The organism is Allofournierella massiliensis, assembly GCF_004345265.1.
Taxonomy (GTDB): domain Bacteria; phylum Bacillota; class Clostridia; order Oscillospirales; family Ruminococcaceae; genus Allofournierella; species Allofournierella massiliensis.
In genome coordinates, this window is record NZ_SLUM01000026.1 from 1 (window position 1) to 15,199 (window position 15,199).

The 15,199-nt window shown below is 49.3% G+C and carries 12 protein-coding genes; 11 read left to right on the forward strand and 1 reads right to left on the reverse strand.

The features are described 5' to 3' along the window. Together EDD77_RS18145 and EDD77_RS13875 are read left to right on the forward strand one after the other, a co-directional pair. Window positions 1-3,846, forward strand: a 3,846-nt coding sequence (locus tag EDD77_RS18145; RefSeq protein ID WP_172733328.1) for a C-type lectin-like domain-containing protein, incomplete at its 5' end; no start/stop codon positions are given. 63 nt (window positions 3,847-3,909) lie between these two features. Further along, window positions 3,910-4,320, forward strand: a complete 411-nt coding sequence (locus EDD77_RS13875) for a hypothetical protein (RefSeq protein WP_058962586.1) — start codon at window positions 3,910-3,912, stop codon at window positions 4,318-4,320. Window positions 4,321-4,631: 311 nt separating this feature from the next. Here the strand turns inward: EDD77_RS13875 and EDD77_RS13885 are convergent, their stop codons facing one another. Next, entirely contained in the window at window positions 4,632-5,396 is a 765-nt protein-coding gene (locus EDD77_RS13885; RefSeq protein ID WP_132587417.1) for a hypothetical protein, read from the reverse strand. A 358-nt stretch (window positions 5,397-5,754) separates the two neighbouring features. Here EDD77_RS13885 and EDD77_RS13890 point away from each other — a divergent pair, with 358 nt between their 5' ends. The 9 genes from EDD77_RS13890 to EDD77_RS13930 all read left to right on the forward strand — a co-directional run bounded on the left by EDD77_RS13890 (window position 5,755) and on the right by EDD77_RS13930 (window position 15,135). After that, the gene (locus EDD77_RS13890) at window positions 5,755-7,305 is read left to right on the forward strand and encodes a hypothetical protein (RefSeq protein ID WP_058962589.1); all 1,551 of its coding nucleotides are present in this window, start codon (window positions 5,755-5,757) and stop codon (window positions 7,303-7,305) included. A 71-nt stretch (window positions 7,306-7,376) separates the two neighbouring features. After that, on the forward strand, window positions 7,377-7,919 hold the full coding sequence (locus EDD77_RS13895; RefSeq protein ID WP_058962590.1) for a hypothetical protein: 543 nt from the start codon (window positions 7,377-7,379) through the stop codon (window positions 7,917-7,919). A gap of 14 nt (window positions 7,920-7,933) precedes the next feature. Continuing rightward, on the forward strand, window positions 7,934-9,187 hold the full coding sequence (locus EDD77_RS13900; RefSeq protein WP_058962591.1) for a hypothetical protein: 1,254 nt from the start codon (window positions 7,934-7,936) through the stop codon (window positions 9,185-9,187). Further along, window positions 9,156-10,130, forward strand: a complete 975-nt coding sequence (locus EDD77_RS13905) for a DUF3991 and TOPRIM domain-containing protein (protein WP_058962592.1) — start codon at window positions 9,156-9,158, stop codon at window positions 10,128-10,130. Before EDD77_RS13900 ends, EDD77_RS13905 begins: the two co-directional genes overlap by 32 nt. A gap of 12 nt (window positions 10,131-10,142) precedes the next feature. After that, window positions 10,143-10,448: a hypothetical protein gene (locus EDD77_RS13910; protein ID WP_058962593.1), complete on the forward strand. Its 306-nt coding sequence runs from the start codon at window positions 10,143-10,145 to the stop codon at window positions 10,446-10,448. Beyond that, entirely contained in the window at window positions 10,445-11,251 is an 807-nt protein-coding gene (locus EDD77_RS13915) for a hypothetical protein (protein WP_058962594.1), read from the forward strand. The genes EDD77_RS13910 and EDD77_RS13915 overlap by 4 nt, the downstream gene beginning before the upstream one ends. An 83-nt stretch (window positions 11,252-11,334) precedes the next feature. Next, on the forward strand, window positions 11,335-11,628 hold the full coding sequence (locus EDD77_RS13920; protein WP_058962595.1) for a hypothetical protein: 294 nt from the start codon (window positions 11,335-11,337) through the stop codon (window positions 11,626-11,628). Next, window positions 11,606-13,936: a VirB4 family type IV secretion system protein gene (locus EDD77_RS13925; RefSeq protein WP_082669465.1), complete on the forward strand. Its 2,331-nt coding sequence runs from the start codon at window positions 11,606-11,608 to the stop codon at window positions 13,934-13,936. The genes EDD77_RS13920 and EDD77_RS13925 overlap by 23 nt, the downstream gene beginning before the upstream one ends. Beyond that, window positions 13,933-15,135, forward strand: a complete 1,203-nt coding sequence (locus EDD77_RS13930; protein ID WP_058962597.1) for a M23 family metallopeptidase — start codon at window positions 13,933-13,935, stop codon at window positions 15,133-15,135. Before EDD77_RS13925 ends, EDD77_RS13930 begins: the two co-directional genes overlap by 4 nt. The last annotated feature ends 64 nt before the right edge of the window (window positions 15,136-15,199 follow it).

The following is a 15,199-nucleotide window of genomic DNA, read 5'->3' on the forward strand; positions in this document are numbered from 1 at the left end:
GTTCTGATCGTTAATCCCGCCAACCTGGTTGTAGAACTGCGAAAAGCAGCCGACGAGGCAGGCAGCCGGGATCACCAGGACGATCTCACCCCGGACATATACGGCCAGAAGCTGATGATTACCCAAGGTTCGGATGTGGCTTATGCCACCGCCACCTATACGGCAATCATCTACTACCGGCCCACTGCGATGAACGTGACCCCGCGCTGGGAATACTCCACCATGCTGGATAATCAGTACCGCACCTGGGATCAAGGTGTGGCATCCTCTATTGATGGCCGAGTACGAACCAGCGTAACCAACACGAATCTCGGTGTATTGAGTACGAGCAGCCCGTATTACAACAGCAAGTATGCGGGATGGGCAGCAATCAAGAGTGTTCTGACCATCACCAACCCTGTTGCCAGCATGTATGATACTGCGACCATAACCAAGTATTTCTTCCGCTGCTATGGCACTGGTACATACAATACCTCTACCGGAACGAAAGAAAGAACCGGCAAGAGCGTCAACGGCGGTCTGGTGCTGGACTATGACATCGTACTCCACCACAATGGCGTAAACACCTACGGCAAGAAAAACATCATCAACGGTCAGACTGTGACTGACTATAAAGGCATGTCCAGCGCGACCAGTGGGCGGGAAGCCTCCACCTGGAGTTACCCGGAACTGCAATTGATCGAACCCAAGCATGTCAACACCGTTCTGGTGCAGTTCTCTTCGGAGAATTTTGACCGGCGGGATTCGATCTCCTATGACGGCGGTAAGGCATCTGCTTACGGCATCAACGTTACCGGCAATCAATATGCCTGGACATTCAAAGCCAATAATGCCAATACCGTATCTACCGCTCAGTGGCAGGATTTTCTTCGTTCTGTTACCTTCACTGTATATGATCCTATGAGCATCAGCTCCGCCGGTGTTCAGGGAGGCACAGAAGTGTTCTGGTACGCAGACGAAAACCTGTGGTCTTCCGATATGATCTATAACGGCACCAACGGTCATTTTTATTCCTATGTGAGCAAGGATGACCTGGGGCACACTGTAGACTGGTATCAAGCCCGCAGTTATGCTACAAGCCAGTACAACGCAACACTGGACACCTACGGCTATCTGGCGCACATCACCACAGCCGAGGAACAGGCGCTGATCGAAGATCTTCTGCAAGGTGCTTTTGGCTATATTGGTGCGTACAAATACAGTGAAAACACCAGCGAATGGTATTGGATCGACGGTCCCGCGTCTGAAACAACAACCCCATTCTATAAAAATGGGCAGCTGCAATGGGGCTATTCTAAATGGGCACCTGGTAGTCCTTATGGAACCAACCAGGCCGTACACCATTCAGGTGATTTCAATGCATGGGAACCTGTACGCCGCGACCATGAATGTGATGGTATGCTGATCGAGTGGGGCGACGAAAGTCACAACAGTCTGCGTCCTACCAACCATACTGTGTCGGACAACGACCGAATCGGCACCCAAGTAAGCTATCAGGGCAAGGTGGAGATTAACGCCACTGTGCTGGATGGCTCCAAGCTCTACGACAAGGCCGAGCTTATGCCGGTCATCACTGTAAACAGTGATACCATCAGCAATCCCGCCCAGTATGTTCAGGCTACAATCACCTGCGCTACCCCCAGCGCAGCCTACCCGCAGCGCACCATTGCCGCATCTGCAAGCAGCGGCAGTGGCGTAATCAATGCGGGCACCTACACGGTAAAGCTGAGTCTGACTCAGGCGGGCATCAACGCCGGTTACTACCTGACCGGCGATCTGGAAGGCACACTGATTGTCAAAAAGCGTCCGGTCAACCTGTACAGCCATGACAACAACAAGGTGTACGACAAGACCAGTGATGCAACCATCAACAACATCAAGTTTGAGGGGCTGACAGCTACCAGCGGCGTGGTGAGTGGCGACACTGTGACCCTCTCCACCACTACTGCTACCGGTTATTACACCAACGGCAGCGTAGGTGTGGTTGACCGAGGCAGCTACTCCATCCGGCGCACCAGTCCTCTTTCTTTGTCCAGCAATCCTTACTCCAACTACTACATTGGCAACGAGGATTACACCGGCAGTATTACGGCCCGCCCGCTGACTGTACACAGTCGTTACCTGGACGATCCGAACAATGCCCGGAACATTAAAGCCTACGATGCGACTACTGCCGCCACTATTGGTGACATTCTGATCGATAATATTGTAGACGGCGATGCCGTTTGGGTGGATAAGAAGACCTATGCCGGTACTTACGCTACCGCAAACGCTGGTGAAACCTTAGACGAAAATGGTCACACCTTGCCGGATCGGTTCCTGAAGCTGAAGGAAAACACCATCACCCGAACCGACCCCATCAGCCTGGTAAATGACCCCAGCGGCAACTACTACATTGCTCAGGAAATCTATTCCGGCGCAATTTACCGCGCATCGCTCACTGCTCAGGTAAGCAGCAGCCGCACCATGTATGGACAGCCGGTGGATTACGGCGAAGCAGGAAAGCCCTGGCATGACACTGTACCCTACAAGGCAAATACCGCCGCCACGGAAGGCTGCTGGCTGAAACTGGACGGACTGAAGGGCGCAGATACCCTCACTGCTGACTATGGCAAGAGCAATTTCTCCATTCTCGGCGCTCCCGATCTGATCGTTGACGAAACGACGCCAGTTGGTATGTACAAGCTGACTTACACCGGCCTGACAGAAGCCAACTACCCGGTTTTGAGCAACTACATTGTTGCTGTACTGGATGGCACCCAGGAGGTATACGCCCGTGAAATCCGCCTCACAGTGGAGGATTCCGACCGGTATGTAGAGGATGAAAGTCTCCCCGAAACCCATGTGACCTTCGATCTGCTGGAGGATGACGGCGAAACCTATGCCGCACTGGGTTCCAATGCGGATGTTCTCTACAAGGACATGCCGCTGAAGAACGGTGACACTGTGCAGAGCGTGGTGCTGGTCAAGGAACAAGGCAGCGAAAGCACCATCAGCCTGGCCGATGGCACCGGCAGCAAACTGGTGGCCGAGATTGAGGAAAGCGGCACAAAGAAAACACAGTACACAAACGACAGCATCCCGCTGGTAAGTGATTGGTTTATGGGTTGCCCGGCCAAATATCTTGACCTGGAGCATGACCAGAGCATCTATCCCTGCGATTGGTGTGAGCAGTATCACGGCTTCGAGCTGGGTACCGACCACTGGAAAGTGACCGGCTATGCCGCTACCGTGAACCAGGATGCCAGCCAGAACGCAACGCTGACTGTGGCTACTGTGGAAAATCCGCTGGGTGAACAGGTACAGAATTACAGCCTGCGCTATGTGGCAGGTAGTATCACCGTCCACCCGGAACTGCGATTCCAGCTGAAGGCCACTGTGCCGCTGTATGTCTGCATGTATGGCTACGCCGGTGACGGCGAGGTGGTGGAGCCGACCAATTACGGCATCACCAACTACTCCAACGGCAAAATTCAGATCACCGATATTGATGTTTCCAATAACGGCTGGAACATCGTGGACAAGCAGCAATCCGAGCTGAAGCGCGGTGAACTATCCATGAAGTTGGATGACACTCAGCTGGTTATGGGCCACAACACACCCCGCACTCCCTGGATCATTGATCCGGGCCGGGATGCCGACGGCAACGAATCCGGTACGGTACTGCCGCTTCCCCTGCTCTGTAACATGGCGGGCGGCAACGTGAATGACCGGCAGGAAGCGTTCCTTACCCGTGTAACCTATACCATTGCAGAATATGGCGTGACCATTCCCGGTGAAACCGATGTGGAGATTGGGGATGTGATCGATGGTCAGCCCACCACCCCGGTCATCGGACAGAAGTAATGTGAACTGTAAATGCAAGAATCCCCCTGGGTTTCCAGGGGGATTCTGTAAGGAGCATCAAGAATGGAAAGATATCGAATCATCTTACAAATGCACGAAGCAATGTGCTTTGTAGATGTAATACCAGACTTCACCATCGAATCCCCTGACGATTTTTCTGCCAAAGAGTATGCCCTACAGCTTATTGAACATTGGGAGAAAAATGAGGCTATGACTATCGGATTTGATATATGTACAAAGAAGCTGGTAAGCAAAATAGCCCCAACCAGTGGAATAAATCACTTTTCGTATAAAAATTTCGCCGTATTCGATGAATCCAAATATATGTCCTGTACTACTATTCTACCAGAACACCTGAAAAAAGTTAACCAACAGGATTTTGTAGAGGTATTGTTTCAACGCTGTTCTACCAGAAACACCAAAGAAACTACAGCCATATTTGAATGCATTGCCTTTGCGGTAGAACGCATATGATCGATGGTCAGCCCCCCGCTCCGGTCATCGGGCAGAAGTAATGAATTGAGTGAGCAAATGAGACGAAAGAAAATTCTGATACAACATTTTGCAGAGGCAGCAGCCTCTCCAACGGCTGCCATAAAAATCCTGTGCGTTATGCTTGATCTTCAGGATGAGCCTGATACCTTTACTGTATACCAGGGCGAGGTACAGACAATTCCTCAAACACTTCTAAGTCGTAAAGTAGACTGCTGGGAAGTCAGCGGCGATACTTTACACATATTTGTGTGGGACACGGAGTTAACCGAAATTGAGCGCTGGAAGCTACTTCATGAGGATTGAACAATCAACAGTTGACTATGATGCAACTTACAGAATAGCGTCCCAGTATTGCTCTTTGTTAATTCTCCACAGAAAGAGATGCATACTTTTACTTGTTTACCGTTCAGCAAGGGATCCTTTGATAAATAGTGCCAAACCACCTCCGGTATAGCGAGCATACAGATACGTTTTTTCTTGTCAAGGGAAAACAATGTCAAATATCGATCGTTCGGATTTTGTTTACCTGGCGTAGATGTCACCAAAACTGTTCCATAAAAAATCTTTGTCATATTCAGGTCACTATCTGACAATGGGAGGTCAATTCTCCTTTCGGGCAATCGGGCATTGAATTTCTTGTGAACAGTCTTTCCAGACACAACCTGACCTTCCAGGGATGTGGCAGAAGAACTTTGCTGTTTGTGAGTTGCACGATTCGTTGGTGTATAACGAAGCACACGCTGCATTTGCAGCTTGATTCTTTCATATGATGGATCTTGCTGTTTTAGCTCTGTAACAGTCTTCACTTGAATTTCTGGCAATCCGTAAGAACATCCTTCTTCGTGCTCTTGCTTGGGATATCCTCGAAAGTAAAACATTCCGTTTCCGATGTGGATCAAACTAAACATAACCTTTTTGCACTCTGGACACCATAAGTGACCTTCGATTTTTTCCTTATACAATGAAAGGAATTCATTCTCAAATATATAGACATCGGCAACACTTAAAAAACTGTCCGTTGTATCGCAATAAGCAGTTTGGTATTTTGTTTTCATAGAATGGCCTCCAAAGAAAGAGATGAGATATTTATGAATGTTACCCATATTATATATCTTGTAAGAGATGCTTACCAGAAAATACGAATCATGCAAGGTGACAAAGTTTGCTATGAGGGAGAGTATTTCGTCCCGTCGGAAGAACTCCAAAACGCACAAATCAAGCGCTGGTCTGTGGACAATGGCACCCTCGTGCTGGAAATCCGTAACCATAAGCGTTCCTGAAGAATATTCACCCATTCCCCCCTGATTTTCAGGGGGATTTTTTATTGTTCAGCCTTTTTGGCTGCTTCAAATTCGGTATAACGCACTTCGCGTTATATAAATAAATTTTCCCAAACAAAGGAGAGAAAAAACAATGAACAAGAACACCAACACCTGGAAAAAAGCCCTGAGCGGTATCTGCGCCCTGACCATGGTCTTCGGCATCGCAGTCTCCCCGGCCTACGCCATGGAGGACATGACAGAGCCGAACATGAGCATCACCAATCATCCCAACAGCATGATCCCCACCAAACTGGTCACGCCGGTGGGCAATAAAGCGTTCTACAAAGTGCAGGACGGCAAGGTAATCTACGCTGACCGGGATGACGGCACCGGCTGGCAGGCCGTTCCGAGCGCCTACATCAAAGGCAGTGAGTACAATGTGGGCAACGTGGACTACGGCGCTTACTTCGTGGGTGCGGATGAAGTGGTGTTCGTCCCCCTGAGCGAATGCCGCGCTGAGGATGACGGCACCTACACCTATCACCACGGTACCAAAGATGGCGCTACTGTATCGGAAGATGTTGACACCGCCACCAATGCCGATCCCAGCATGGGCACCAACTTCTATGTTCATGTAGAGAACGGCATTGACCCGGACGGCAGCACCAGTGAGGAAGTTGTTCCTGGCAAAACCGACGATGGTCGTGTGGAATACGAAGTGACCATTGCCACCAAGGCAACCTATCAGTTGAAAGCAACGGTGCCGATGTATGTCTGCATGTACGGCTACCGTGGCACCGGCAACATCATTGCCCCCGACTCCGATGCCTACCAGCTGAAGAATTACTCCACCAGCAATTCCGATGCCAGCGCCACCATCGTGGACATCACCAAAGTAACCCATTACGCGAAAATCTACGACGAGAACCACAGCGATGATACCCTGTTCTCCATCAGCTACGACAGCCAGGCCAAGAAGTACACCTACTGGTACTCCAACCCCGCTTTCATGGAGGACGGCAAAACCCCCAATCCCGACTGGCAGGAGCCGGAAAACTATCTGGTGCTGACCGACAAGAACATCAACGCCAGCGGTCAGTGCTATGTGATCTTCATTGATGGCAAGTGGGACTTCAAGGTTGCCGGTGTTCTGGAGGGTGATGCACTGAAGGAAACCGTAACCGCGATTGATCCCAACCATCCCCTGAGCACCGATCTGCACTATGGCGAATGGAACTTCGGCACTGAGTTTGCTGTGGGTGATTCTCAGGAAGGCGGCAAGGATACCGGTCTGGCCCTGAAGGTCAGCGAACTTCAGGCCGAGCCTGCAACCTGGCGTTTGGTTGATACCAGCACCAAAGCTGCCGATATGAAGCGTGGCGAACTGGCCATGAGCCTGGCTCCCGAAACCGCTATCTCCAACGCATCTGCCATTGATCTGTCCACCGCCAGTGCCCCCATCGACATCACTGAGCGCGGTTGGTTCCTGGCTGCTCCCCAGCTGGGCGAGGATGGCACTGTGAGCGATGAGGAAGCAACCACTCTGGGCGTTACCGCGAAAGCCCAGATGGCAGGCGGTAATGTCAACGATTCCGGCTGCACCAGTGTGGTCAAAGTGACCTACACCATGACCCCCGCTTTTGGTATTGCGGACGGCGAAACCAATACGGTCACGGGCGATGGCGTAACCAGCAACCGCTAAATCATCCCTTTCTCCCGCCGGTAGCATCCCCCGTTACCGGCGGGGTTTTATTTTAACTAGGAGGCCCACAAATGTGCGACGAAACAAGAAAAAAGCCCTCTCGAAAGCGATTGTGGATTGCCGTGGACATTATTGCCGTGCTCTTGATCGGCCTGGCTATCCTGCTGGCAGTCCGGTATTACACCAGCGACCGCTCCGACCTGGCTTACCTGGAAGATAACATCAAGGCCAAGCTCGGGCAACTGGAAGATAAGAGCAACGAGGAAATTCAGGCAGCACTCAACGAGGTGGTTGAGGAAGGAAATCTGAGCATTTCCATCAATGCAAATCCGGTCTTCCCTACCGGCGATTCTGAAGGAACCCTGAAGATAGAGAATGGCCCACAAAACCTGTATGGTCAACAGGTCGTTATCACGCTGGATGAAACCGGCGAAGAAATTTATGATTCTGGCTATATGCCGGTGGATTCTCATATCCAAACCGACAAGCTGGAAATCGATCTGGAACCAGGCGATTATGATGCCACCGCGGTTTTCACCGCATACGACGAAAAGCTGGACGGCGCAGTTGTGGGCCAGGCTATTGCCCAGCTCCGAATTTCCGTGCTGGGATGAAAGGAGATGAAAGTTTGGTAAAGCCTATCAAAATAGGGGGCAGCCTTGTGACGATGGCTGCTCTCATTTTTTGTTTTGTGCAGCCCGTTAAAGCAGAAGATCTTCCCATCGATAAGGCTTCAGCTGCCGGCGCTACAATTTCTGAAGATGTCGATATAGCAGACAATGCGAAGCCGGATATGTCCACTGACTTCTTTCTGTATATTCCACCCGATCCGATTACTCCTGATCCCAATGAGCCGGTTGGAGTAATCGAAATCGACCGGCCTGGAAACGGCGGAAAATATGGAAGCACCGTAGAAAAGCCTTTCCCGCAGACTGGTGGAGCTGAATCTTCCACGCCCCCGCAAGAAACAACTACTTCGCCAGCATCCTCCCTTGTAAAAACTGTTTCCGATACTACACCTCAAAAATTTTTGATTGAAAACGGAAAGCTGTATGTGTTGAAAGCAGTAAATGATTCTGTCATTGCCGATCCTTTGCAGGAAACCAGAAATTATACTGGTTTATCCACAAAGGAAGTTCCCGAGAGCATTGAGATTGAATCGAATGGCGAAAAGGTCACTTTGTCCCTGCGTGATGTTCAATACGAAGAGGTAGCTACAGAAGTCATTGAGGGATCATTGGATCATGGTTATACATTGTATGAACCGTCCGCACCAGAAACCAAGGAAATCACCTATACCGATTCGAGCGGCATGGAAATGACCGTTTCCGCAGCACTGGTAAATACTGAGCAGGTAGAAGGTTATGCCTGGCGAGATATTGAATTTCCTATCCGATACTATGGCAATGCTGATTACTCGATTTTCCAGTTAGATGACACCTTCATTCCCTACCAAGATGATGCCCCTTATTGGGAAGGAACAGATGGTTTGGTCACTCGCCATTTATCGCTCAATTCCCGGCAATGGAAACTCACAGGGAGTGCATGGACGAGTGACTGGACAGGCGAACTTCTAACCGGTCGCTCTGTTCGGTATGGAGTGTTGTATGGGCAAATGTATGCAGCACATTGGGTATCTCATTATGAAGTTCCCTCCGGTGAATCAGGCACTGCAACGTACACAGCCACAGCCACATATACCGGAGATCAGGACACCACTGTCATTGAAGCTGTATATACGGCTTTTGCATCACTTCCCTTATTGGTAGGCGCTGCGGTCGGCCTGCTCCTGCTTCTCATTTTTATCATCGTTCTGCTGTTCCTTGCGAAACGAAAGAGAGAGGATGAAAATGGCCAACGTAACACAGGCGATCAAGGATAATATCCGTATTACCGAATATGCAGAAGTAATCGGGTTCCATCCCATCCGCAGAAAAGGGCAAAAGGAATCCTGGTGTCTGGCTGAACATGACAGCCTGGTAATTAAGCTGGATCGTTCCGGCCATCAATGGTTTGTCTGGAATAGTCAAGGTGTCTCCGGCAGCATAATCGACTTTGCTATGGCGATCAACGGCTGGGATTCTGCAACCGCTATCAGCGAGTTACGGCAGTATATGGGCGGTCGAATTCCGACACCTCATTCTCACCCTCTTCCTGATCCGCCTAAAAAGGAACTTCCTTCTTTTGTTCTTCCTTTGCAAAACTCTTCCCATTCTCGCCTTAAAGCCTATCTGTGCAAAACCCGAGGGCTTGACCCTCGAATCGTATCTGAATTATTGAAACAGGAGGCCATCTATCAAGACTCGCGAAACAATGTTGTTTTCGTTGGTCGAGATTATGATAACGAAGCAAAATACGCATCGTTTCGTGGGACTCTATCTGATATTCAGTTCAGGGGCGATGTAGAAGGAAGCAACAAAGAAATCGGTTTTTCCATGAACCTGGTAGGGCAAGCACCTACCAGGCTCTTTGTTTGTGAATCACCAATCGATGCAATGTCTGTCGCATCAATGCTGGAGTATTTCAATCGAGACAGTCACAGTTATGCCTATCTATCCCTTGGCGGCACCGCTTCTAATGCTCTTGCCTACCATTTGCCCCATCATCCACAAATAAACACAATTTATCTGTGCCAGGACAACGACGAAGGCGGTTTAAAATCTCGTGCTGCCTGTTGCAAAGCCTTGGAGCAATTAGGGTATCAGGGCAGGTTAATCAACAAGCCCCCTATTGGTAAAGACTTCAACGATGACCTACTCTCCTTGCGGCATGCACAGCAAGAACAAACTCAGCAACACATTCAAACTCATTCCATAACAAGATAAAGGAGATACATTATGATTCTCAACACCATTGCAACCACCACGATCGGCACCAACCCCACTGGTCTTTTTGATGCCTGGAAAACCACTGCTCTCTCCTGGCTCAATGCCGGAATCGACGGTTTCCTTGTTCCGGTGGGTATTCTGGTCTGTGCCGCCATCCTCATTTACAACATCGTGAGAGCGGGCCTCACCTATAAAAACAACCGTGGCGATGACATTACCAATAATATCAGCGCCATCGTAGTCTGTGCTATCATCATTGCGATTCTGGCAACCAAGAGCCTGTGGTGGAGCTTCATCACCGGTGGTGGCGTATGACCGCACTAATCACGCTCGCTCTTAATGCTGTGTTTGACGGTATTGGAGAACGGCTAAACGTGCTGTTAGTTAATACCGTAATGACTGTAATGACCTGGGTTAATAGTCTGAGTACCAGTTTTTTCAGCTCAGAGCTCGTTCAGTCTGCACAGTCTTTTTCTCGTTGGCTCAGCTACTTCGTTTTGGCGGGTGCGCTTATTGTAACCCTTGTAGACATTGCCGAAGAACTGGCGAATGTGAAGCCTGGACAGAGCATTGAGTACCTGACAATCGGTATAAATTTTTTGAAGGGACTGCTCTTCATCGAAATGGCTCCTGTTTTGGCTCAGCAAAGCATTATTATCGGAGCCAATCTTTCCGGTGCGTTTCGAGTAGACAGCTCTTCTATCACAAATGGCTCATTCAATCCCTCTCCCCTGATTATGATTATCATCTTAATCGCTCTGGTGAGTTTTTTTTGCATGAGCCTTTTTTCCGTTGGTGCCATGTTTTTGCAAGCACTGACCGTGTTTCTTTATGTACCGGATATTGTTCGTGGAAGAACAACCAGCATGGGTGACTGGATTCGTCAAACCCTTTCTATCCTTGTAACCTATATGTTTCGCAACGTTCTGTTTTTTATTGGCTTCACATCTGCAATCAACCTTGACATTATCGCAATGTCGTGCGCGTGGATCACGATGATTGGCGCTGCTAAACTTTTGCAAAAATTTGGCATGAGTAGTGGGTTTGGCGGCGCTGTTTCAAGCACCGTAAGCATCGGACAAAGCGCGTTTTCTACGATAGCTGCAATTGCACGATAATCCATCTTCCAAAGGTACGACCAACGGTCGTACCCAGGGGCCGGACTGTGTGTCCGGCCCCTGGCTTTTGAAAGGCTGATATTATGAACAACTACATCTGCCCTCCCAAACTGCGTCAAAAGCTGCTTTTGGCCGGACTGAGTGTTTGGGAACTTTTCATTATTCTTTCTCTTCTGATTTTTAATCTGGTGCTGCACAACTTCATGGCCGCCTTATTTTATCCTACCCTTGTAGCCGCATTTTTTGTGCGGATATTTGATGGAAAGAGCCTGAAAGACCTCTTTCTCATTGTTTTGCGGTATCACACAACACCACAAATGTTCACCTCTCACCACACACTGAAAGGAAACCGTTATGAGAAAAAGCGCACCTCTTGACCAATTGATTCAATTTAATCTTCACGATGACTGCGTGGAATCCGGCGGATTATTCTTTCGGTTTTATCGGTATTATCCTCCGAACACCGATATTATGACCGAGGATGAAGTCGCCCAGGAGATTGAAAATTTATCTTCCCTTTTTGATAGTATCGACCGGGCTTTTGCAATGTTCTCTACGGATAAAATCGAGGATATGTCCCGCATCCGAAAATACTATGCCTCTCTCGACCCACGTTTCGATGCCTATACCTCAGAGATCATTGCTCAGATAGATTCAGCCGAAGAAAATAGTGCTTCTGTTCAGCGGGCATTCTATTTTATCATCAGCAGCAAAAACAGAACCGACGATATTTACAATCAGCTCGTCGGACGAGGTTATCATATTCAACCGGCTGAGAAAGATGAAATCATCACCATGCTGCGGAACTACTACATCAGAGAATTTGTCACCTGTGACATTCACACTCTGGAAAATGATTTAATGCAGGATAAACGTATCGCAAAACAACTTGCAAAACGACCGGAACTCCTGGGGCGAGAACTGGAAAAAAGGCTCTTGCCTCACCGCATCGATTTTCATGTAAGCCATGCGGTATGTAACGATACCATACGAAAAACCTACATGGTCAAAAATCTTCCACAGGAAATAGCGCCACAGGCACTCGTTAAAGCCGCAACCATGAAAGGTTCCTCTTTTATGATGCGCCTGACTCCTATGATGGCCAATGAAGTAAAGCGCATGGTGGACAATCAAATGAGGAACAGCAAAGTAAAGTTCGGCGGCACACAAGCCACTGAGCAAATCGAGGCAGTGACGCAGAGCAACGCTTTGACTGACTTCTACAAGTCCATTTCCACAAACCGTTCCCAGGTGTATTACAGCTCCATATATTTTGAGCTGTACGCGCACTCTCTTGAAGAACTGGACAGAAAGAAGATTCAACTCATTGAGGCGTTGCCCACCGGGATCACTCTGGAATCCCTGCCGCGAGAACAAAAAGATGCTTTCTCCTCTGTTCAGCCTTTGGGGCATGATCTCTTCCTTTCGGACGCAAACAACCTCCCGAGCCGAAGCGCCGCTGCACTCTACCCCTTCAGCTATTCGTGCCGCATGGATGAACACGGCATCGCGGTTGGAACCACCCAGCGCGGCGGCCCCTTTTACCTGGATATGCTTCGCCGCACCTCGGATGTAACCAATTCCAATTTTGGCATTATCGGTGCAGCTGGCCAGGGAAAAAGCACCCTGATGAAGAAGCTGATTGAATTTCTCACAATGATGGGGGTGTCCTGCTTCACCCTAGACCCTGAAAACGAATACGGTGATCTTTTCCGCAATCTGGGCGGCACTGTATACAAATGTGTAGATGGCCGTTCCATCATCAATCCCCTGGAAGTACGCTGGCTTTACCGGGAAGACGAGGATGCACAGGACGAGGAAGATACCCTGAGCAAAGAGCTGCAAAACACCTCAATGTTCTTCCAGCACTTGTCGTGGTTGAAGGACTTTTTCCGCATCCTGTTCCCCGGCATCAGCGATCTGGATACCCAGGCTCTCATGGTGCTTGTGCAGGAAATGTACGCAGTACATGGAGTGAATACGGAAACGGACTTTTCCATGTTCACCCCTGCTGACTATCCGACCCTCTCGGACTTGTACAAGTACATCGAACACTATGACGCAGAGAAAAGTCGCATTATCACACCAGATGTGATTGCCCGACTTCTTCTCCGTCTGAAGGAGTGCTATGACGGCCCTCTGAGCCTGATTTTCAATGGACACACCAGTGTAAAAAACGCCAATATGATCTGCTTCGAGGCTGCCGAGCTGATGGAGGGCAGCAAGGATCGCACCCAGGCTGTCTTATTTAACATCTGTACCTGGATATGGACTCAGGTAATGAAACGGGATCGAAAAATCGCATTCAACTTGGACGAGCTGTATTTGTTCCTTGAAAACATGACCATGGTCAAGTACATCAACAGCTTTGCAAAACGCTCCCGAAAATACGGTGCCATGTTGGGCATCAGCACTCAGCAGTTGGCCGACTGTCTGCGCCCGGACATTGCAACCTATACAACGGCACTGTTCAATAATGCAGCGTTCAAGTTTCTGTTTCATCCGGGTACTCTGGATATGGATCTCGTCCAGGACAAGCTAAAGCTCACCAAAGGCGAAATCAACCGTATTTCGTTCCCCAATCGAGGCTTCTGTCTGGTCAAAGTCGGCATTGACCGCTACTATGTCCATGTCGAAATGCTGCCCTATGAAAGGGAGCTGTTTGGCACGGGAGGCGGCCAATGAGCCATGCTACCCTACTTATCCTGAAGGTCGCCAGTAGTAAACAAGGCCGTAAATTCATTGGTGGAATTATTGCTTTAATTCTTGGCCTATTTCTTCTTTTTTGTGTTGTTACTGCCGCTCTGATTTCTTCTTTCGCTGTACTATGCCGGGGCAATGAGCTGTACTATCCCCTTATCAATTCCAACCGTATTGTTGAACCCTTTGACCCGGATCGGATCATACAGCATGAATATGAAATTGAAGTGGAAAAAGAACGCCCGGTACTGGACGAGAATGGGGTTCCAAAGCTGGACGAAAACGGCGAAATTATCATGGAAACCTACACAGATACCGAAACACGAGTAGAAGAACTTGAAAGCCCCCACATGGGAGTGGACTTTCAAGTGCAATCTGGAAGTTATGTGGTATCTAGTTGCGGCGGTGTCGTAACCGATACATACTCCAGCGAAGCCGATGGAAACGTGGTGGAAATCTATCATCCAGAAGCCCACTACTCCACTCGATACATGCACCTATCGACTATCCTCGTTACCGAAGGTGAAGAAATTGTAATGGGCCAGCCTCTCGGAAAAGTGGGAACCACTGGAGAGTGTACCCCCTACCGCGAAACAGAAGAAGATGTTGGACGAGTGCATTTTGAAGTTCTCAACGAAGACAATGAGCAAATCGACCCGGCTCCCCTGTTGCATCGATGGGGGACTTACCTTGATATTCCCACCATGCTGGTGCAGGAAGTCGCTGGCAGCGAGTGGGCCGACTGGATGGTATCTGAGATCGCTGACAGTGATATTGTATGGAACGGCGAATCCTATATGTGGCCTGTCCCTGGCCACACCGCCTTGTCTTCTGATTTTGGTTATCGGGACTTGGATCACGATGGGGTGCTGGAAAACTTCCACAGCGGCATAGACATTCCTGCCGCTGCCGGAACACCAATCTACGCCGCCGCTCCGGGAATAGTTTCCACCAAAGCCCACTGGAGCTACGGTATCTGTGTGAAGATCTCCGTAGATGGCCAGACCGTAAATGTGTACGGTCACATGAGCGCCCGTGCGGAAGGCATTACCGATGGGGTCATGGTTCAGGCCGGTGATTTGATTGGTTACGTTGGTTCCACCGGTAATTCCTCTGGTAATCATCTGCATTTTGAAGTGGATGTTTCCGGTCAAGCCACAGACCCCAAGCCCTTTTTTGGCTAATTTTCTTCCCATATAAAAAGCTGGCCTGCTTTTTGGCTCAACTAAGCCATTTAAACCGATTCAC